Genomic DNA, 21563 nt, shown 5'->3' with positions numbered 1-21563 from the left:
ATAGGTAAATACAAGGATCAAGACCAGACAGCCTATGTTGGACAATCGACCAAAACTAGCCCATTGTGCGACCAATGCTATAAAAAACAAGCCTACTGCCAGGCGATTTGCCGATTCATTGCCTCAGCTCTGGATGCCAGAGGTGTTTAAGTACGCGCCATTTTCCTGGCTGGCGTCGCTGTTTGCATTGCGTGAGATCATGAATTGGCCAGATTATCAATGGCTTAATCAAGATGCTAAGTTGTCAGTGGCCTTTGTGCCGCAGCACTGCCTTGACCTGCAATCTTTATGTTACGAGTCTTTTATTGCGACTCATAGCAAGGTACCGACTCGCCAGCACAACTGGCATGACTTTTTTAATGCCCTTATCTGGCGACAGTTTCCGTTAAGCAAATCAGCACTGAATCGGTTGCATATGGCAGACATCAAGGCGCACGGCACTTTGCAACGCACCCCCAGACGTAACCGCATTACCCACTTTGATGAATGTGGCGTATTGCTGGTATACAGTGACCCTGTCATTGCCCAGTTATTAAAGGACCATCAATGGCTTGAGGCGTTCTGGCAACATCGTTCAAGCTGGGGAAAACAGGTGCAGGCGCTGATTTTTGGCCATGCTAACTATGAAATGCTATTAAATCCCTACATTGGCCTGACAGGTAAGTGGCTGGGGATTCAGGTGCCAGCATGTTATTTTGACTGGCCGCAATGGGAGCAGTTGAGGTGGGTTGATCAGCACTTGCAGCATCGCTTGGCACAAGAAAACTGTCTTGGAGAGAAAGGTGTATTGTCACCCTTACCGCTGCTCGGCGTGCCTGGATGGTGGTCAGATAATCAACAAGCAGACTTCTACCGCAATAGCGATTACTTCATGCCGAAAAGAAAATAAAAAATCTGTTATTTATTTTGTTGGCGCAAGACTATAGCTGCTGTGATGCTGATCTTCACAAGATTTACCAAACATAATAATAAGCACTGAAGGGAAAAGGAGAACTGTCGTTTATGATTGAAATAAGAGGGTTAGCCAAAAAATTTGTGGTGGAAAACCTCAAAAAGCTCAGCGACCAGGAGAAGCTGGATCCGCGCTTAAAGGGGCGATTTTTTCATTCGGTTGAAGATGTCAGCTTCAATTGTGAAGAAGGACAGGTGTTGGGTTTGCTGGGCCCCAATGGGGCGGGTAAAACCACAACTTTACGTATGTTGTCTACGGCCATTAAACCAACCAGTGGGAGCGTCAGTATCCGGGGCACAGACGTATTAGCTGAGCCTTTGCTGGCCAGACGAAAAATAGGCTTCTTGTCAGGCTCCACCGGTTTGTATGGCAGATTAACCGGCCGGGAAAATATCCAGTATTTCGGGCGTTTGCACGGTGTCAGTGAAAACGACCTGGCACAACGTATCAATGAGCTGGCTGACCTGCTGGATATGCATAGTTTTCTGGACAGGCGCAGTGAGAGCTTTTCGACTGGCATGAAGCAGAAAACCTCCATTGCCAGGGCGGTCATACATCAACCCGAAGTGGTTATTCTGGATGAGCCGACTACCGGGCTGGATATTATGGCTACGCAAACCGTGCTGGATTTTATACGTCGTCTCAAAGCCCAGGGCACGCCGGTGATTTTTTCCACTCACCATCTGGATGAAGTCGACGAGCTGTGTGACAAGGTAACGGTGATTGATCAAGGTCGTACTCGTTTCGATGGCAGTCTGCTTGACTTTAAAGCGCTGTCATCCGGCTCTATGCATGAGTCTTTTCTGGCGACATTAAAAGGAGCTGCATAATGTGGTTAGTATTTAAAAAAGAGTTACTGGAACTGCTGCGCGACCGCAAGACCTTGTTTTTTATGATCGCTCTTCCGCTGTTGTTGTTTCCACTGATTTTCGGTGCGTTTGGCTTTTTTGCCAGTAAAGCGTTTAAGGAGGCCGAAACCAAAGTGCTGAAATATGCCATAGTTGGCGGGGAATACGCCCAGGGGTTAAGCGCCTCGCTGGCTGCCGCCACCGATAAGTTTGAATTAGTGGATGTGCCGCCAGATGCAGACTTGAAGCAATTGATCCGTGATGAAAGCATTGATTTTGCCCTCAAAGTGCCCAGCAACTACGACCAGCCATTGCTGGAAGGGGGCCAGGCGACTCTGATACTGGTCTTAAATGATGCGGGCTTAAATATGGTGCAGTCTCGGGTCAAGGATCTGGTTGATAACCAGGTTGAGTATAAGCGCCGCCAGGCCTTTGATGCCCTGACATTAGATGATGCTCAGCAAACGGCATTGCTTAAACCTGTGGTGATTGAGAAAGATGATGTGGCCGACAGCCGCGAGAACTGGGGGGAAAAAATCGGCGGTTTCCTGCCCTATATACTCTTTATCCTGTGTTTGCAGGGGGCAATGTATCCGGCCACCGATATGGGGGCGGGTGAAAAGGAACGTGGCACCCTGGAAACCTTACTGATTTCACCCACCGAACGACACAAACTGGTACTGGGCAAATTCCTGACCATTGCCTTTGCCGGGGTAACCTGCGCACTGATTACCATACTCAGCATGGCTATTTGGGGTGTTGTCCTGAGCCAGGGCATGGCGATTAAGGTGGTAGGGGAGTTTATGAGCGCCATCAGTGCACTGGACTTTGTGCTGATGTTCCTGATGCTGGCGCCCATTGCAGCCATTTTTGCCGCTTTGCTGCTGAGCTTGTCTATCTATGCACGCAGCTTTAAAGAAGCACAAAGCTATATGGGCAGTCTGATCATGGTGGCCATTCTGCCTATTATTATGGCCATGATGCCGGGGGTTGATCTTAAAGGTGGCTGGGCCTGGGTGCCTATTACCAATGTGGCACTGGCGATTAAAGAACTGATCAAAGGCACCATGGATTATGTATCGCTGTTTGCCATCTTTGGCTCCAGTATGTTGATTGCCGGCGCGCTGATCGCATTTTGTGTGTACTGGTTTAATCAGGAAAAAGTTCTGTTCCGCTGATATCGTTTCGCGGCAGGGACGCCGCGCTACTGTATGGGCAAAGGCCATCTTGGCCTGATAAAAGAAAAAACATTGATAGGCTAATGCGATGACTATGCAGGGTAGAGCTGGCGTGTTCAGTCCTGCAACCAACCGTTGGTAAGCCTTACATCAACAACACCAACAAATTCCCCCTGTTTTTCAGAACACGCCAGTTCCATCTGTGTTCGATTTGTAAATTTTTGAGAAATAAAAGGTTTCCAATATCGACCTGGTCGATGCTTGTAATGTGCCGCTCCGTTATAAATCCCAGTTGTTTGAATTAATGAGAATCGTTACTATTCGCTTCGATTTTTTTGCCGGGCGATTTTGCTGGCACATACTTAAACACACAGGAACACGTGAATTATGGAAACTTCCAGGCTTCAATCTACCGCTACCAAGGCTCATCAATTATCACTCAGTCCCATTATGCTGGCCATTCTGGCCTTGTCTGCGCCGGTGATGGCTGCTGAAGACTTGTCTGCAACTGGCGCCGATAAAAGTCAAAATGCCCTAAATGATCCCGACGGTACCAGTAAAACCCGCGCCCAGGAATATGAACGCATTTATGTTACCGCATCCACAGAAGGCAATTATTCTGACGCCGCCACCAAGTCGGCGACCAAAATGATTTTGTCACTGCGCGAAACACCACAGTCGGTGTCGGTGATCACCCGCCAGTTTCTGGAAGACTGGAACACGGTTAATATCAAGGATATTTTGCAGCACAGTACCGGCGTATACACCAATTTTGGCGCAGGTGAAGAGCGCCCTTCATTTATGGTACGGGGTGGTGAAGCGAATCTGATTCAAATCGATGGCGTACAGCAATTTCCCGGTGGTCGCCGCCCTGACGTAAACGGTGATTCCGTCGCCTTTGAACGGATGGAGATACTGCGTGGTGCCAATGGTTTGATGACAGGGGTGGGCGATCCCACCGCCACCGTCAACCTGGTAAGAAAGCGTGCCGTGAGTCGACATACCGATGCTCATGTGGGGATCAGTGGCGGACGCTGGGGCTATCAGCGTATCGAAGCAGATGTGGCCACTGCGCTAACCGAAGACGGTGATGTGCGAGCCCGCATTGCCGCAGCCCATTACGACAGGGATTCTTACATTGACCGCTACGGTCAGAAGAAAACCTCGGTTTATGCCACGGTGGAAGCGGATTTTGGGGATGCCACTTTAGTACGCGGCGGGATTGAATATGCTGACACTGCGTCCCGCGGCGTGATTAACACCCACGCGGTGCACTATTATTACGCCGATGGCAGTCTGGTCAATCCCAGCCGCAATATGACCGGTATGTCTGCTGACTGGAGCGCCTGGCCGATTAAGGAGAAAACCTACTTTGTTGGTGTCGATCATGCCTTTGACAATGGCTGGCAGTTAAACGCCATTGCCACTTACAACACTATCGATATGCAGGGCGGCGAGCTGTTCTTTGTGTATCCAGAGGATTATATGGATCCCGATGGCAGCAGCCATCTGGGCTTTGGTTACAGTGCCGTGATCAGCAGCAGTGAAGACCAGCAAAAAACCTTTGATGTGACCCTGCAGGGCACATACGAGTTACTGGGACGTGAGCATGACTTAGTCTTGGGCTACAGCTACTTTAACCGCGACAGGACCAGCTTTGGCAACCAAGCCGACCAGACCACGATTTCACTGGAAGGCCTGAATTACAATACCTGGACCGGAGATGTAGCGCGCTACCCCTTTGAAGATTCTGGTCGCAGCAGTTTGAATAAAAACAGCAGCGGCGGTGCCTTTATTGCTACCCGTCTGCACTTTACCGATGAACTGAAGTTGATCACCGGCGCCAGGTTGACCAACTGGCAAACCCGCACACATATGTACGATCCCAACAGCGGTGAATATCGCATGACCCGCAGTGAATATGAGGTTGACCGGGAACTCACCCCTTATGCCGGTCTGGTCTATGAGGTAAATGATAATGTCAGCCTGTACGCCAGCTATACCGACGCCTTCAGACCGCAAAATTACTATGATGCCAACGACGATATTCTCGATCCTGTGACCGGTCGCAGCTATGAAGGTGGCGTAAAGGCTGAGTTTGATTTACTGAACCTGTCAGCCGCTTATTTTGAATCCGAGCAGGACAACGTGGCGGAGCGCGATACGTCATTTCCGCTCGACTATCTGACACCAGGCGGCAATACCCCGTATCGCAGCAGCGGCAAAGGCAATAAAACCCAAGGTTACGAGCTGGAAGTATCAGGCGAGGTGGTACATGGCTGGAACGTGTTTGGTGGCTACGCTTATGCTAAAACCGAAGACAACCAGGGACAGGCGATCAGAACCGAGATCCCGCGCAAATTGTTCAACTTAAACACCACCTATCAACTCCCTGGTGCCTGGCATGATCTGGTATTGGGAGCCGGCATTCACTGGCAGTCCGCCTATTTCGTTAATAGTAAAAAACCAGCAGGTCTTGGCCGGGATGAGAACGGCTATGTGATTACTACTCCCGAGCGCCGTGAGCAGGGAGCGGTTGCTCTGGTCAATCTGATGGCCAGATACAGGCTGACGGAACAGATTAGCCTGTCGCTGAACATCAACAACCTGTTTGATAAAGCGTACTTTAACAGCATCTCGTCCTGGGATGGCAGTGTCGTATGGGGAACACCGAGAAACTGGACCCTTAGCGCCAGATACGACTGGTAACCATTAGTGGAGCAGTCCGCAGGTCAGCCTGCGGGCTGAGTGTAAGGATAATAAGAATGATGTTGTGTGCATTTCTACTCAATCTAAGCGGTTGTGTGTTGTTTTATCTGAGCCTGAACAACCAGCAGTGGCTAGCCAGACCTTTATCGGCTCGTCCCTGGCGCTGGCTTTCCTGGCTGGTGTTGGTGGCGTCTTTTGCCCTGTGGATGTGGGTGATGGACGCTAAGGCCGGATTTTTCGCGGCGCTGGTGTGCACCATGTTGCTGCTGGGCTTGTTGCCCTTTGTCAGTTTGCTTATCCACAAAGGGGAGCAACATGGCAAGGCGTGAGCGTATTCAGCCGCATTGGTGGAGCAAAAGTCTGGCCGGTGTGTTGCTGGGTTTTGTCCTGGCTATAGGGATTACCGGTTTGTTTGCCTGGCTTGGCCCGGGTGGTCTGCATGCCGATAACAAAATACAGTTTAATATGTGGATCAGTGCGCTTATCTGGATGGTGCTGTTCGCCTGCGTTTATTTGTTCAGTACCGGTCTTAAGGCCTGGTTATGGCTGGGCGGTGCCAGCATTGCGGTGTGGAGTTTGTTAGTTGCTACTCAGTTGTTGATGCAAGGAGGCGCCTGATGCGCGGTGATATTCTTAAGACCTATAAAACCCTGCATACCTGGACGGGGTTGATTGGCGGTATGGCACTGTTTATCTGCTTTTTTGCCGGTGCCCTGACCATGTTCAAACCCGAGCTGGATCGCTGGGTTAGTCCGCCAGCGCAGCAACTGCCCTGGGTGGAAGAAAGTCGGTTGTCTCTGCTGGTGGAAAAAGCCATTGCTGAACACCCGCAAGCTGCTAACAGCTTCACTTTGCATGTGCAGCGCAACGAAGGGGTTGAGGCGCCCATGAGCTGGCGGATACGTAGCAAAGACGGTAGCAGCACCTATTGGCTGGCCAGCCTGGATGCGGATAACCGCCTGATAGTGCGCCAGCATGAACCTTCCCAGCTGGCCCATCTGGTGGACATGCTGCATCAGACCGCTGGTATACCCGGTGAAGGCCACCATATGTGGGGCGTGTATGTGATGGGCGCAGTGTGTTTCCTGTATGGACTGGCATTGTTATCCGGGGTTATTTTATTGCTGCCTTCCCTGGTGAAGGATTTCCTGCTGCTCAGGCGGCAAAAAACCAGTAAGCGCTTCTGGCTGGATGCCCACAATGTTATCGGCATTACCAGCTTGCCCTTTCATATCCTGATTGCCTGGACTGTGGTGGTGTTCGCCTTCCATGACCAGATTTATGACGGTCTGGAAGCGCTGGTGTATCAGGGCGAACCTGCGTTTGGCCGTGCCGAAGCTGACCCGGATGCGCCAACCTTTAATACCGCAGAGTTGCTGATGCCGACGCAAATGGCGCCGGTCATCGCTAAATTGTCAGCAAACTTCCAAATATACGAAGCCAGTTATTCCAGAGTGCAGGGTAATGCGCCGTCGGTACGCATTGCTGGCAGTGATGCAGCGCATATGGTACGTGCTCCGTCGTTTGGCTTTGTCAGCTTGCAGCCATACACCGGCGAGGTACTGGATAAGGATTATCTGCCAGGTTATGAAGATGGCTGGCTGGATATGGTAATCGCGGTATTTGCCCTGCATTTTGGCAGCTACGGTGGTGACACCATCCGTTGGGTGTACTTCATGCTGGGCTTATCCGGTGCCTTTATTTTCTATAGCGGTAACCTGCTTTGGATTGAAAGTCGCAGGCGCAAACAGCGCGAAGCCGGACAAGTGGTAGAGCAGCAAAAAAACGCCCGTTTAATGGCCTCGGCCACCGTAGGCGTTTGCTGGGGCTCGGTTGCCGGTGTCGCCTTGGCGATGAGCATAGGTAAGTGGGTAAGTGCCACCGGCGGTGATGCCAACAGCGCCTATCTGTGGGTGTATTATCTGGTGTTTTTAAGTGCGCTGGCCTGGGCCTTTATTTGCGGCCCGGCCAAAGGGGCTGTGCATATACTGGCGCTTTGTGCTCTGGCTTGCCTTAGCATTGTGGTAAGTGCCATGGCTGCCTGGCTGATTGGCCCGCCACATTGGTGGCATGCCGGATTGGCGATGGTGGAGGTGACGGCCCTGCTGTTTAGCCTGATATTTGCCAATATGGCGATAAAGGTGCACCGGCGCGCGCGCTGTGGTCCACAGGACAGTGTCTGGGCTTATGCTGAGCGGCCTGTTGCGACCGAATTACCCGTAGGTATAAAACCCGTATCGGCCAGAAAGCCTTAATTAGCGATATCAGGCGCGCTGATACAGCATCAAGGTATTTAACGTGGGGTCACCTGGCTGACGCAGCATCTGGCCCTGCTGTTTAAAACCAAACTGCTGCATAAATTGCTGCAACTCTGACAATGCGTAAAAATGCCGGCGTTCGTCGGCATTGTATTGCCAACTTTCCATGGTACCCATATTAAACACATCATGGGCCAGCGCCACCACATGCCACATATGGCGGTTATGCACATCATGATCGCGCAGGATCAGGCAGCCGCCTGGTTTAAGCTTGTCCCGCAAGCCACCGATAAACTGTTCACGCAAATCGACAGGGCAATGGTGAAAACCGATATACACGGTAATCAGTTCCAGTGACTGATCTGCTATCTGGTCAAGCGCCGGTGTGTAGTCATTGAGTGCCAGCCAGTCTCCAGCCTGGGTGACTTGACCACGGTCCAGCATATCCGCCAATGAATAGCTGGGGGCCCGCTCACTGATAAAGAGCCGCTGGCCCTGAATATCCAGTACTTCTTCCAGACTGTCGATATAGCGGCCACTGCTGCCGATTTCCAGGTATCCCTCAAAACGCTTATCCGGCAATAAGCTACGGGTTTGCTCGGCCATCACCTGCTTTTGTTTTTGCAGGGCGGGTAAGGCGTAGCGTAAGTCAGCCAGCAGCGGACGGATCTCATCCAATTGCTGCTGTAAAAAGCCATATACCTGTTTGTCACTGCCAAATTCTTGCACCGCCTGATGAATCAATGCCTGCAATTGTTGTTCTGGGTAGAGGTGAAAGACATTTTGTAAAAACGGCAGGAATTCTTCGCGGCGGGTTTTATCGGCGTAGATATAGCGAAAATTACCGACTAATTGCTCGGCCTTGCCCACGCTGCCGGACGCGGTAGCTTTTGCCGATGCCCGGGTGGCCATACCGGCCAGTATCAGGGCCGATAATTCAAGAAACTGGCGCCGGTTCAACCGCATGTTAATATCCCTTGCTGGAAGCTGCATAAATCATATCAGAAGGACCGCCGCATGGGCACTGTGCTGAAAAAACTTCTCAAGCTGCCATTAAAGTTGCTGAAATGGGGCGGAATCGCAATTTTATTGCTGGGCATTGCTACCACAGTGGTGATCTGGTCAAGTGGTGACAGCCATTTTCTGCCTGGGCCGGGCCAACCCCTGGTCACCGATGTGACCCAGTTAAATCCGGTGGCGGTCACCAAAGTGACGACGCCACGCACCATCGAAGACATTGTCAGCGCGCTGCAGGACAGTCAGGGGCCGGTGTCCATCGGTGGCGGCCGCTTTAGTCAGGGCGGGCAGGTCAGTTATCCCGACAGTCTGCATCTGGATATGCGCCAGTTTAAGCAGGTGCTGAATCTGGATGTGCAAGCCAAGGAAGTGACCGTACAGCCGGGTATTACCTGGCGTGACTTGCAGGACGTCATCGACCCGCATGATTTGTCCATACGTATTATGCAAACCTACGCCAATTTCACTGTGGGTGGTTCAATCAGCGTCAATGCCCATGGCCGCTATATTGGCGAAGGGCCGCTGGCCCATTCGGTTAAGGCTTTAAAGGTGGTGCTGGCCGATGGTTCATTGATCAGCGCGTCCAGAGAGCAAAATCCTGATGTGTTTTTTGGTGTGATAGGCGGTTATGGCGGCTTGGGGGTGCTGGTGGAAGCCACCTTGTGGCTGACCGACAACAGCCGGGTTGAGCGCCAGGATCAGAAAATGCCTCTGGCCGATTATAAGGACTATTTCTTTGCCACACTGCGTGATGATGCCAATCTGGTTTTTCATAACGCCGATATTTATCCACCGGACTTTACCAGGGTGCGGGCGGTCAACTGGCTGAAAACCGACAAGCCGCTGACCGTCAATGAGCGGCTTATTCCCAAGCAGGATAACTACTACTGGACACCTAAGCTGGCAGGCATTGTGGCGGATTACGACAGTGGCAAGTGGCTGCGGGAGAATCTGATTGATCCCCTGGTGTATGCATCAGACAAAGTCGAGTGGCGTAATTACGAAGCCAGTTATTCGGTGATGGAACTGGAGCCGCAGGACAGGCAGGATGTCACCTATGCGCTGCGGGAGTACTTTGTGCCGGTGCAAGAGTTTGATCGCTTCGCCGCCAAAATGGCCGAGATTTTTCAGCGCCACCAGGCCAATATCATCAATGTCTCTATCCGTCATGCCAAGGCCGATCCTGGCAGCCTGCTGGCCTGGGCCAGAACCGAAACCTTTGCCTTTGTGGTGTATTACCAGCAAGGTACCGACCGCGAGGCGATGAAAAAGGTGAAGGCCTGGAGCCGCGAAATGATTGATGCGGTGGTATCTGTGGGGGGCAGTTACTATTTGCCTTATCAGGTGTTTGCTGACGAAAGTCAGTTTCTGGCGGCGTATCCGCGCGCGCCGGAGTATTTCGCCCTGAAGCAGCGGCTCGACCCGCACTATCGCTTTCGCAACAGTTTGTGGCGACAGCATTATCCGGGCGAGGCAATTCGCGGCAATCAGCAAGCCAAGTTTGCCCAGTATCAGCGCGGCGAGGAGCAAACCTTGCTGACTATTCCCGAATGGTACCTGGTGTTTAATCCCCAAGAGTACGCCGCGTTTTTGGCATCCGGTCAGCATCCCAGCGAGTTTCCCTTTTTGGACAGCATCGACCGTTACTGGACGCTGTACGATAGGGTGGTGGCCATGACAAAGGACAGGTATCCGCACAACGATGAATATCTGACCATGCTGCAGGTTATCGGCGTTAGCACCACAGTGGAATATCTGGTCAAATGGGCCTATGAGCAAAGCATTGGCCGTTTCAGCCAGTGGACCGCCAGCGCGCCGACCCCGGAAGAAGCGGTAATCGCCAGCGCTCATCAGGCCTACAGTGAACTCATTTTTGACAAGGCCTGGTACGAGTTTGACTTTGCTTACTGGATAGACAAAGTCTGGCAGGATACCGATTTTTGGGGCGAGAATTTTATTCGCAAACTGGAACGTAAGCTGGCCTTTACCCTGGAGTTTGGTTTTAAGCAGGGCTATGCGGCGTTAATTGGCTACGCGGCGGCCGCTACCTACGAACCGGCCGAAGGGCTGGTATATTTGTCCGCCTATGTGCCGGAACATGCTCAGTTGCCAGATAAGGTTAAGATTCTATACCAACAGAATGATGCCGCTATTTTGAGCCTGCCAAGGTGGGGGGATTTTAGCCGCCTGATGCCAAGCCTAGCCGCTGCTGGGGTGCGCTTTATTGATATTTCCGGCAATAAACGTATTAGTGTGTCGGTGCTCATGAACGGCGAACTGCCGCTTGAACATGGCAAACTGATGTTCAGCCTGCCAATGGTGGCCACGGCCGATACTCGGCAAGCCTATTTGTGGGTTCAGGTTGAACAACTGCATGCGCTGCTGAATGAACTGGCGCAAAAGCAGATCCGGCTTGAACACATTTATGATTTCTAGATGGCACCTGTTGGGCGGCGGAAATTCGGTAGGCAAAGCCATGTAAATGCGGCATGCTAGTTATCTGTAGTATCTGCTATCGTGTGAAGGTGTGACGCAACACATTCAAACCCTGGTGAGTGGCATTGTTGACCAGTTATTGGACGCCGTCTGTGTGGTTGACGAGCAGGGCCGTTTTTTGTTTTTAAGCGCAGCCTGTGAAGATATTCTTGGCTACAACCAGCAGGAATTACTGGGTCGTCCTATGCTTGAGCTGGTTCATCCTGACGACCGTCAACGTACTTTGGATGCCGCGGGTGAGATTATGAATGGTCAACCCAAGCGTCATTTTGAAAACCGCTATATCCGCAAGGACGGCCGCGTCATTGATATTATGTGGTCTGCCCGCTGGTTGGAGCATGAACGGGTGCGCGTTGCGGTGGCTCGGGATATCACTGTGATTAAACGGGCTGAGCGGGTTAAGGCGGCAGTCTATAAGATTACTGAAACCGCTTACGGTGTGCAGGACCTGCAATCCATTTATCACAGTATTCATAAGGTGATTGCTGGTTTATTGGAACAATGTGAGTTTTCCCTGGCGTTATTAGATACCGCCAATCATCAGTTAAAGTTGGTGTATGCCGGCGATGAACAGGGACCACAAGATGCTTCCCTGCTTAAACTGGATCCGGCCGTGTATCAGGTGGTAGCCAGTGGTGAACCACTAGGACGGCATCGACAACAACAAACGGGCGGTTCCATTCCTGCAGACTGTGACTGGATAGCCCTGCCACTGCGGGCCCAGGGCCAGGTGTTGGGAGCGTTAATCGTCAGTTGTCATAACCATCTGCTGGGAAGGGATGAACAGCAATTACTGCAATTTGTTTGTACCCAGGTTGCTGCCACTATTGCCCGTAAACAGGCCGAGGAGAAACTGGTTTATCTGGCCAGTCACGATATTCTTACCAATCTGCCCAACCGTATGCTGTTTATGGACAGGTTTGATATGGCTTTAAAACAAGCGTCCCGCGCACAGTCAAGGCTCGGTTTATTGTTTTTTGACCTGGACAAGTTCAAACAGGTCAATGATGCCTTTGGCCATGATGTGGGCGATATGTTGCTGGTGGAAACCTCGCGCCGACTGGAGCAGGCGGTAAGAAGCTCTGATACAGTGGGGCGTATGGGCGGCGATGAATTTACCCTATTGCTAAGCTTTATCAAAGATCAAAGTGATGTGGAGCTGGTGGTAGAGAAGATCCTGGAAGCCATGCAAACGCCATTCATATTAGGTGAGTTACAACTGCACATGTCTGCCAGTATTGGCATGGCTATTTATCCTGATCATGGTGATTGTAAAGAAACCTTATTGCGGGTGGCTGACAGCCGCATGTATCAGGCCAAAAAAGCCCGTACGTGACCCAATTTATAAGGCATCCTTCCAGCGCTGTTTAGCTACGTGCAGTTTCAGCAGCTCCAGGCATTCATCCACTACCAGCAGCATCTCCTGATCCAATGCTTGCTCCTGCTGGTTACTGGCGCCCAGACCATGTTGGAGCAACTGGTCAATTTTTTCCGGGGTAACATCAAGCAGCAGATTCGCCAAGGTTTCAATCACGATGCCCGAAACGGCGTTTTCCAGCATTTTTTCCACGCCACTGCCCAGCACTGGTACCAGGCGTAAACGGCCAACCTGGGGATTATCCCGTACCGCCTTGGTCACGCTTTCCTGCACGTGCTGGCGAACGACTTCACCGCTTTGTTCATCGGCCAGGGTATGGCCCGAATGCACCAGCAATGCGGCCAGCCATTGGCACAACACTGGACGGCGGGCTGCCAGTACCTGTGTAATGATATCGTCCAGCAGCGGTGAACCGTGACGCAGGTCCTGCTGGGCATCGGATAACACTTTTATCACTACCCGGTCGCTGACTTCCTCGACAAACACCTGGTAATAGAAGGCAAAGAAACGATACAAGGCGGTATCTTTGATATCGATGATTTTGTACTTTTGCAGCCGGTACAAAATGGAAAATATCCGCAAAAAGCGTAGAAACCTGGCGCCCCCGACCGGAATACAACCAACCAGATCGTACCAATGAATAAAAGGGTAAAAATACCAGCGCAGATAGTCTTTGCGATAAATCGCCACCGCCCAGCGCAATACAAACTCACTAAGGAAGATACCAACAAACACCAGATCGATAAGAATAAAGTTGGCATGCACCGGTTTGTACCAGTCCAACAGGGCCGGGGACACCTGATTCAGGGACTGGCGGACCAGCTCGGTTGCATATAAAGAGTCGAACAGAATCAGGGTAAGATTGAGGATCAATAAACCCAGCATCACTAAATCCAGCAAAAGCCAGGTGCCTTCATGGCTCTCCTTTAATCGCTTTAAACTGAAATTAAGCATGCTTGTTTACTCTACTCTCGCAGAGCACGCAGAGTTAAGAGCTTTTGTTACTCCGAGTCCTCTGCGGCTCCGTGGTCAACAATGTATTGCCTCACTCAGATCCTGGTGACATCCACATGGACTTTGAGTTTCTGACCGGGTTGCAGATATTTGTTTGCATTGAGCTGGTTCCAACGGGCCAGATCGTCAATGGCCACCTTAAACTTGCCGGCAATACGTGCCAGTGAATCACCGTTTCTGACCGTATAGGTGACGGTACGCATAATGGCATTGTCAGACTGCGTACTGGACACCTTATTCACCCAAATCACCAGCTTTTTACCCGGTATTAAAGGATCTGTGGGGGCCATACCGTTCCATTTGGCCAGGCTACGTACGTTGACGTCATACTTGCGGCTAAGATCCCATAAGGTATCGCCGCTTTTAACCTGATGGCTTAGTTGGTAAGACGCACGAGGCTTAGCCTGGGTTTCGGCCAGACGCTGCTCGGCCGACAAACTGTAATAGTCCATGGACTTCAGAGCGACCGGAATAAGCAGGTGATCGCCGGCGCGGATCATATTGCCGTCCACTTCATTGACCTGCTGAATCACATCGACCGAGGTGTGATACTTTTTCGCCAGTTTCAGCAGGCTGTCGCCGCTTTTGACCTGATGGCGTACCCAGTTAAGGCGTTTGGATTCATCCAGATCATTAAGGGCAATCATAAAACTGTCGACCTTATCTATAGGCAGCAACAGGGTATGAGGGCCTTTCGGATCGGTGGCCCAGCGGTTATAGCCCGGATTCAGGGCATGTAGTTCTTCGACGCTCAAGCCAGCCATATCGGCCGCCAGGGCCAAATCAATTTGTGAGCCGACATCCACCACACCTGTAACCTGGCGGTTTTCAATGGGTAGCCATTTGGCATCCCACTCGTCGGCATTTTTAAGGATATTGGCCAGAGCCAGCAGTTTAGGCACATAAGCCCGGGTTTCCCTGGGCAAGTCAAGTGACCAGAAATCAGTGCTTTTGCCTTTTCGTTTATTGTCCTTAATTGCCCGCGCCACTCTGCCTTCGCCACTGTTGTAGGCCGCCAGAGCATGCAGCCAGTTGCCGTCAAACATCTCGTTCAGATACAGCAGATAATCCATTGCTGCCGTGGTGGACGCCAAAACATCGCGACGGCCGTCGTACCACCAGCTTTGGCGTAGACCGAAACGCTTGCCGGTGCCTGGAATAAACTGCCACATACCGGCAGCGCGGCCGTGGGAGTACGCAAAAGGATCAAAGGCGCTTTCCACTATCGGCAGTAAGGCCAGTTCCATGGGCATATTGCGCTTTTCCAATTCTTCGACAATCAGGTACAAAAAGGGCGCAGCGCGTTTACTGACTCTGTCCATATAGGCCGGATGTTTAAGATACCAGTCCTGCTGCACTTTAACCCGTCTGTCATCCGGTACCTCAAAGCTCAGTTGAGAGCCGATACGCGACCATAGGTTAGTGATCTGTTGCACTTCTTCAGGATGATCAATCAGTTCAGGCACCGTTTCGATAGGATGGTTAATCTCTTCCACCGGATGGGTGATAGGAATCGTGCCTTCCTGTGCCACCTGACAACTTTCACTGTTGTGCTCAGCTTCCTCGCAGGCTTGCAGAACCTGAGCGGCAATTTCCAGTTCCTTGTCCTGCTGAATGTCCGACTGGCTGGTTTGCACCGTGGATACACAGGCGCTTAAACCCAATAGTGGGAAGATAAATAACAGTTTTTTCATAGGCTCACGGATTCTCTTGTTGTTGTGACGCAACCAGGCAATTCCTTGGAATCTTATCGGCCGTCAATTCCTGTGCTTCACCTTAGCAAAGGCGAGTTGTGAAGCCATTGTAAAGATTAAAAATGATCTTTCCAGTCCCTGAGTGCAGCAAAAACCGCCTCCGGTGTGGGTAAAGTTATCCCCCGGTATTGTTCTGCCTGTTGGCGTATCTGTGCTGAAGTACAGCGCAGGAAGGGGTTGATTGCCCGCTCTTGGCCAATGCTGGAGGGCAAACTCGGCAACTGCTTGCTGCGCTGCTGGTCCACCCAGTCACTGTAACGGGCCAGGGCCTGATTGCCTGGCTCCACGGTTTTGGCAAAGCGCAGGTTAGCCTGGGTGTATTCGTGGGTACAATAAACCTTAGTCTCGTCCTTTAGTGCCGACAGTCTGCTTAACGAGCGATACATTTGTTCTGGCGTTCCTTCAAACAAACGGCCGCAGCCGCCACTAAACAAAGTATCACCGCAAAACAGGCCCACTTCCTGATGATAAAATGCAATATGGTCGCGGGTATGTCCGGGCAGCAGCAACACGTCAAATGTCAGCCCCAGGCTTGGCAAATAGCAGGTTTCTTCCGGTACAACAACCTGGCTGACTTGCGGCACTCTGGGGGATTTCAGCCCATGTACCACCGTATCAGGATATATATCGAGCAACGCATTGATGCCACCAATATGGTCGGCATGATGATGGGTTACCAAAATATCAGTAAGTTGCAGATTGTGAGCTTGCAGATACGCCAGGGCAGGGCGCGCTTCACCAGGGTCGACTAAAACGGCCTTGCCTTTGTCCTGCAAGCACCAGATGTAATTGTCGGTAAAGGCTGGAATAGCGACGACGTTGAGCATAAATTGGCAGGTATCCGGGTAAAAAACACATAGGCTAACAGCGTAACAGGGAATAAAACTGATATGCTAGGCCTTATGACTGCGCCAACATGTATCGGTTCCCATGAAGCCGGCTCTGACCAGCAAAAAGCCCAGATATCCTAACACCTGGCAAGAATTGCCAAGCGGTGAGCTATTGCAGAATGTGGTAGCCCAGCGTTTGCTTGAGCCGAGTCGCCAGTGGTTTGGTTATCACTTATTAAAGGTCGGGCAACTGAGCGCCGAGCTGTGTTTTCCTGATTGCCCGATTAAACATCAGGTCTCTTTGCATAACGGATTGGGGAGTGCGCCCGGGGTTAAAGCGAAAACCCGCCAGTTACCGATTCTTGAGCGCAGTATAGATGCCTGTGTACTGGCATTTGAACTGGACTTTGCCCAGGATCCACACCAGATTTTACGTGAGGTCAACCGGGTGATGATGCCGGATGGTCACCTGGCCCTGATTGGTTTTAACCCTATGAGCCTGGCAGGTTTGGCCAAGTACATTCCCTTGCGTGGCGACAGTTTACTGCACGATGCCCGCTGCTTTTCCATGATGCGGATCAAGGACTGGATGAACCTGCTGGGCTTTGAAATTATTCAGGAGCAGTGCCTGCTGCATACAGAATTGTTGTTTGAGCGTCAGGTTAATCCGGACAATAAATTTCAGCGCTGGGCCAGTCACTACTGTCGTTGGTTTGGTTCTGTTTATATTTTAATTGGCAAAAAGCGTGAAATACCGCTGTCGCTGCAAAAGCCCAAGTGGGCACCCAAGCCAGCTTTTATCGCCAAGCAGGCCAATATATAAAAAAAGCGCCCTGAGGCGCTTTGATTACTTTACTTTACTTTCATTCCTGGCTGGGCACCGCTGTGGGGCTCCAGGATCCACAAATCTTTCCCGCCGGGGCCGGCGGCCAGTACCATACCTTCTGACAGGCCAAAACGCATCTTACGCGGGGCCAGGTTGGCCACCATCACGGTCAGCTTACCTTCCAGATCTTCCGGCTGATAGGCTGATTTGATCCCGGCAAATACCTGACGGGTCTCGCCACCCAGATCCAGTTGCAGGCGCAGCAGTTTGTCAGCACCTTCCACGTGCTCGGCTTTAGCGATTTTGGCAATACGCAGGTCGACCTTGGCAAAATCCTCAAAGCTGATGGTTTCTGTAATGGGATCTTTGGCCAGGGGGCTGTCCGGTGCAGGCCCAGTTGCTTTGGCTTGCAGATTTTCTTTGGAGGCGTCAATCATGGCATTTACCTTGTCGGTGTCTACACGCTGCATCAGGGCTTTAAACGCATTGATGTTGTGGTCGGTCAGCACTGACTGAGCGGAGGCCCAGGTCAGTTGGTCATTTAAAAACAGCTCGGCCTGCTCAGCCAATTTTGGCAGTACAGGTTTTAAGTACACCAGCAGGATACGGAACAGGTTAATGCCCAGTGAACAGACCTGTTGGGTTAGCAGCTGTTTGTCTTCATCCTTGATGGTCACCCAGGGGGCCTGGGCATCGATATATTGGTTGGCCTTATCGGCCAGCGCCATAATTTCGCGAATGGCGCGATTGTACTGACGTTTTTCATAAGCCTGGGCAATGGAATCGCTGGCAGCCTGGAACTCGGCAATTAAGGCCGGTTCGGGCAATGTTGCGGCCAGTTTGCCGTCGAACTTTTTGCTGATAAAGCTGGCACAGCGGCTGGCAATATTAACCACTTTGCCGACCAAATCTGAGTTGACCTTTGTCACGAAGTCTTCGAAATTCAGATCAATATCGGTGACCCCTTCGTTTAGCTTACTGGCGAAGTAATATCGCAGATACTCTGGATTAAGATGATCCAAATAGGTGCGACCTTTAATAAAGGTACCGCGCGACTTGGACATTTTGGCGCCGTTGACGGTCACAAAGCCATGCACGTTAACGCCGGTAGGCTTACGGAAGCCAGCGCCTTCCAACATGGCCGGCCAGAACAGGCAATGGAAATAGGTGATATCCTTGCCGATAAAATGATATAGCTCAGTGTCAGCACCTTTGTTCCAGAAACTGTCAAAATTCACACCATGGGTATTACAGTAGTTTTTAAAGCTGGCCATATAGCCCACTGGCGCGTCTACCCACACGTAGAAGTACTTTCCTGGCGCATCGGGAATTTCGAAACCGAAATAGGGTGCATCACGGCTGATGTCCCATTGTTGCAGGCCGTCTTCGAACCACTCCTGCAGTTTGTTGGCCATTTCTTCCTGAATGGCACCGCTTTTCAGCCAGTCTTTGAGCATGCCTTCAAATTGCGGCAGGTCGAAGAAGTAGTGCTCTGAGTCTTTCAGAATCGGTGTCGCGCCCGATACCACTGAACGGGGATTCTTGACTTCCGTGGGGCTGTAAGTGGCGCTACATACGTCACAACTGTCGCCGTTTTGATCTTCTGCACCACAGCTTGGACAGGTGCCTTTGATAAAACGGTCCGGCAGGAACATCTGTTTTTCCGGGTCGTATAGCTGGCTGATGGTGCGTTTGCTAATATAGCCGCCATCGTTCAGGCGGCGGTAGATCAGCTCTGACAGTTCGCGGTTTTCCGGCGAGTGCGTGACATAATAGTTGTCATACTCTACATGGAAATCGAGCAGATCCTGATGGTGCTCGGTACGGGTTTGTTCCACCATTTGCTCAGGACTGATGCCCAGTTCCTGGGCTTTGAGCATCACCGGTGTACCATGCGCATCGTCGGCACAGACGCTGTAGCACTGATGACCACGCATTCGCTGAAAACGGGTCCAGATGTCCGTTTGAATATGTTCCAGCAGGTGGCCCAAGTGAATGGAGCCATTTGCATAGGGAAGGGCACTGGTAACCAGAATTTTACGTTGCGAATCTGCCATAACCGCCTTAAGAATCGTATTAGAGGGTGGAGTTTGAAAAGACGCAAATGTTACCCAAAACTGCGCCCTAATCATAGTTCTCTATTGTTGTAATAAGGAGAGTTGCGTTGTTTTTTAAAAAACGCCAAGACGCTACGGATATTTCTGCCCTGGTTGAGTGTGTGGCAAACTTTTTTGGGATGCCACAACAGACCGTCAATGGCTGGTTTATGCAGGATGGTGGACAGCTAAGCCTGAATCTGCCATTTGCCTGTGCATCCCGCCATCAGGCGCTGCGAGATGCGTTGAACAACCTTGATGGGGGCGACAAGGTGCAAATCCGGCAGAATGTTGCGTTTGGCGGTGATGCCAAGCGGGGCCATCGTGGTATTCGCAATTTGCTGGCGGTGGCCTCTGGCAAAGGTGGGGTGGGGAAGTCGACCACTACGGTCAATCTAGCCCTGGCGCTGCGCCGTGAAGGGGCACGGGTCGGTATTCTGGATGCCGATATATACGGCCCCAGTATTCCGCTGATGCTGGGGAATGCCGACATGCAGCCGCAGTCCAGCGACAATCGGCATATGCAGCCCCTGCAGGCGCATGGTTTGGTGGCTAACAGTATTGGTTATCTGGTGCCTGCCGATGACGCTGCAGTGTGGCGAGGCCCGATGGCCAGTAAAGCACTGCAACAACTGCTGAATGAAACCTTGTGGCCGCAACTGGATTATTTACTGATTGATATGCCGCCAGGCACCGGGGACATTCAATTAACCCTGGCACAGCAGATTCCGGTGTGTGGTGCGTTGGTGGTAACGACCCCACAAAATATCGCTCTGGCGGATGCACAAAAAGCTATAGCCATGTTTAACAAGGTCAATGTGCCGGTATTGGGGGTGCTGGAAAACATGAGTTATCACCAATGCGAGCAATGCGGCCATAAGGAATTTCTGTTTGCCCAGGGCGGCGGTGAGCAGATCAGTCAGCAAAACGCAGTGCCGCTGCTTGGCCATATTCCTCTTGATATTCATATCCGCGAATATACCGACGCAGGCAAGGCGTTAATAGTGGAAAAACCTGATAGCCCTATCAGTCAAGCATACGCTCAGGCTGCCAGGGCGCTGGCTATGCAGTTGTATCAATCCGGACTCAATTGTGTACAGGCCATAGATATTGGATAGCAGGCAAAAAATTCACGGATTAAATGATTGAAGCAAGCTGACTTGGCGGGAATAATAGTGCCAACACTTTACTTACCTGCCAGCAAGCCTTTAACAGGCACCTTGTGTTTTGCATTTAGACGGCAATTAACAGCATTTCCAAATGGGACATCCTAATGCGCTTGTGCGACAAAGATATTAAAACCTGGTTAAACGACGGCAAGATTCAGATAGCACCTATGCCGGAAGATAATATGATCAGCGGGGTGACCGTGGACATCCGGCTGGGAAATAAATTCCGGGTATTTCAGGATCATGCTGCCCCATATATCGATTTAAGCGGTCGCCGGGAAGAAATGGAAGCGGCGCTGGAATCGGTGATGAGCGATGAAATAGAAATTGCCGAGGGTAAAGCCTTCTTCCTGCACCCGGGTGAACTGGCGCTGGCAGTTACGCTGGAGTCGGTAACGCTACCAGCTAATGTAGTCGGCTGGCTGGATGGCCGCTCGTCTTTGGCCCGATTGGGACTGATGGTGCATGTTACAGCCCACCGTATCGACCCTGGTTGGTCCGGGAACATTGTGCTGGAGTTTTTTAACAGCGGTAAGTTACCACTGGCGCTCAGACCGAATATGAAGATTGGCGCGCTTAGCTTTGAAGTGTTGTCGGACTTTGCTGAGAAACCCTATAATGCGCGCCAGGATGCGAAATACAAAGATCAGAAAGGTGCTATCGCCAGCCGTATCAGTTCTGATGGTAGCCGCAGCTAGAGGCATAAATCAAAGGGTTGTATATGCAAAGGGCGTCGGTGTGCCATTACTGCCCAGCGCCTTGCTGGCGACCAATGTGCAAATAGCCGACATAATCCGCGTTTTTTAACCGATATGCCTATAAACTCAGCAATCAACCACTGAGGCGGATATTTTGCTTGATTAAGCAAAATGAATTCCCTACCATACGCGGCGCTGGATGGGCAGGGGCAGACAAATGGTTCTTAAAAGTTCAGCAAAACAGAATTAGGTGAGGTGTCCGAGTGGCTGAAGGAGCACGCCTGGAAAGTGTGTATACGGCAACGTATCGAGGGTTCGAATCCCTCCCTCACCGCCATAT

General features: G+C 51.3%; 17 protein-coding genes and 1 tRNA gene. 13 read left to right on the top strand and 5 right to left on the bottom strand.

Annotated elements, in window-relative coordinates; genetic code table 11:
• Positions 1-34: 34 nt before the first annotated feature.
• The 7 genes from ABD028_RS06620 (at position 35) to ABD028_RS06590 (ending at position 7942) form a co-directional block, all read left to right on the top strand.
• Positions 35-889, top strand: coding sequence for a DUF3025 domain-containing protein (locus ABD028_RS06620; protein WP_343843217.1), 855 nt, complete (start codon positions 35-37; stop codon positions 887-889).
• Positions 890-1002: 113 nt separating this feature from the next.
• The gene (locus ABD028_RS06615) at positions 1003-1782 is read left to right on the top strand and encodes an ATP-binding cassette domain-containing protein (RefSeq protein WP_102798694.1); all 780 of its coding nucleotides are present in this window, start codon (positions 1003-1005) and stop codon (positions 1780-1782) included.
• Complete coding sequence (locus ABD028_RS06610) at positions 1782-2978, top strand: ABC transporter permease (protein ID WP_343843209.1); 1197 nt, start codon at positions 1782-1784, stop codon at positions 2976-2978. Before ABD028_RS06615 ends, ABD028_RS06610 begins: the two co-directional genes overlap by 1 nt.
• Before the next feature lie 387 nt (positions 2979-3365).
• Entirely contained in the window at positions 3366-5687 is a 2322-nt protein-coding gene (locus ABD028_RS06605) for a TonB-dependent siderophore receptor (protein ID WP_343843207.1), read from the top strand.
• A 56-nt stretch (positions 5688-5743) separates the two neighbouring features.
• Positions 5744-6016 carry a hypothetical protein gene (locus tag ABD028_RS06600; protein ID WP_343843204.1) on the top strand — a complete coding sequence of 91 codons (273 nt, stop codon included), beginning with the start codon at positions 5744-5746 and terminating at the stop codon, positions 6014-6016.
• Positions 6003-6305 (top strand): hypothetical protein, encoded by a 303-nt coding sequence (locus ABD028_RS06595; RefSeq protein ID WP_102798698.1) that lies wholly within the window; start codon positions 6003-6005, stop codon positions 6303-6305. The genes ABD028_RS06600 and ABD028_RS06595 overlap by 14 nt, the downstream gene beginning before the upstream one ends.
• Entirely contained in the window at positions 6305-7942 is a 1638-nt protein-coding gene (locus tag ABD028_RS06590; RefSeq protein WP_343843201.1) for a PepSY-associated TM helix domain-containing protein, read from the top strand. Before ABD028_RS06595 ends, ABD028_RS06590 begins: the two co-directional genes overlap by 1 nt.
• Before the next feature lie 9 nt (positions 7943-7951).
• On the opposite strand, the gene ABD028_RS06585 is transcribed toward ABD028_RS06590, so the two are convergent.
• Positions 7952-8911, bottom strand: a complete 960-nt coding sequence (locus ABD028_RS06585; protein ID WP_343843199.1) for a hypothetical protein — start codon at positions 8909-8911, stop codon at positions 7952-7954.
• 51 nt (positions 8912-8962) lie between these two features.
• On the opposite strand from ABD028_RS06585, the gene ABD028_RS06580 reads away from it, so the two are divergent.
• Positions 8963-11398 (top strand): FAD-binding oxidoreductase, encoded by a 2436-nt coding sequence (locus tag ABD028_RS06580; RefSeq protein ID WP_343843197.1) that lies wholly within the window; start codon positions 8963-8965, stop codon positions 11396-11398.
• A gap of 91 nt (positions 11399-11489) precedes the next feature.
• On the top strand, positions 11490-12794 hold the full coding sequence (locus tag ABD028_RS06575; protein WP_343843194.1) for a diguanylate cyclase domain-containing protein: 1305 nt from the start codon (positions 11490-11492) through the stop codon (positions 12792-12794).
• Positions 12795-12800: 6 nt separating this feature from the next.
• On the opposite strand, the gene ABD028_RS06570 is transcribed toward ABD028_RS06575, so the two are convergent.
• The 3 genes from ABD028_RS06570 to gloB form a co-directional block, all read right to left on the bottom strand.
• Positions 12801-13790: an ion transporter gene (locus ABD028_RS06570; protein WP_343843192.1), complete on the bottom strand. Its 990-nt coding sequence runs from the start codon at positions 13788-13790 to the stop codon at positions 12801-12803.
• Positions 13791-13885: 95 nt separating this feature from the next.
• On the bottom strand, positions 13886-15544 hold the full coding sequence (locus ABD028_RS06565) for a lytic transglycosylase (protein WP_343843190.1): 1659 nt from the start codon (positions 15542-15544) through the stop codon (positions 13886-13888).
• Between the two features lie 116 nt (positions 15545-15660).
• Positions 15661-16431 carry a hydroxyacylglutathione hydrolase gene (gloB, locus tag ABD028_RS06560; protein ID WP_343843187.1) on the bottom strand — a complete coding sequence of 257 codons (771 nt, stop codon included), beginning with the start codon at positions 16429-16431 and terminating at the stop codon, positions 15661-15663.
• A 103-nt stretch (positions 16432-16534) separates the two neighbouring features.
• Between gloB and ABD028_RS06555 the strand changes: the two genes are divergently transcribed.
• Positions 16535-17257 (top strand): class I SAM-dependent methyltransferase, encoded by a 723-nt coding sequence (locus ABD028_RS06555; protein WP_343843184.1) that lies wholly within the window; start codon positions 16535-16537, stop codon positions 17255-17257.
• Positions 17258-17286: 29 nt separating this feature from the next.
• Here ABD028_RS06555 and metG read toward each other — a convergent pair whose 3' ends face one another.
• Complete coding sequence (gene metG / locus ABD028_RS06550; protein WP_343843181.1) at positions 17287-19317, bottom strand: methionine--tRNA ligase; 2031 nt, start codon at positions 19315-19317, stop codon at positions 17287-17289.
• Positions 19318-19424: 107 nt separating this feature from the next.
• Between metG and apbC the strand changes: the two genes are divergently transcribed.
• The 3 genes from apbC (at position 19425) to ABD028_RS06535 (ending at position 21560) form a co-directional block, all read left to right on the top strand.
• On the top strand, positions 19425-20474 hold the full coding sequence (gene apbC, locus ABD028_RS06545) for an iron-sulfur cluster carrier protein ApbC (RefSeq protein WP_425542072.1): 1050 nt from the start codon (positions 19425-19427) through the stop codon (positions 20472-20474).
• A gap of 155 nt (positions 20475-20629) precedes the next feature.
• The gene (gene dcd / locus ABD028_RS06540; RefSeq protein ID WP_343843178.1) at positions 20630-21223 is read left to right on the top strand and encodes a dCTP deaminase; all 594 of its coding nucleotides are present in this window, start codon (positions 20630-20632) and stop codon (positions 21221-21223) included.
• Between the two features lie 249 nt (positions 21224-21472).
• A tRNA-Ser gene (locus tag ABD028_RS06535) sits at positions 21473-21560 on the top strand.
• Positions 21561-21563 lie beyond the last annotated feature (3 nt).

It is taken from the genome of Bowmanella denitrificans (assembly GCF_039522935.1).
Taxonomy (GTDB): Bacteria; Pseudomonadota; Gammaproteobacteria; order Enterobacterales; family Alteromonadaceae; genus Bowmanella; species Bowmanella denitrificans.
Note: the sequence above shows the minus strand (reverse complement) of the source record. Positions and strands in the feature narration are given on the sequence as shown.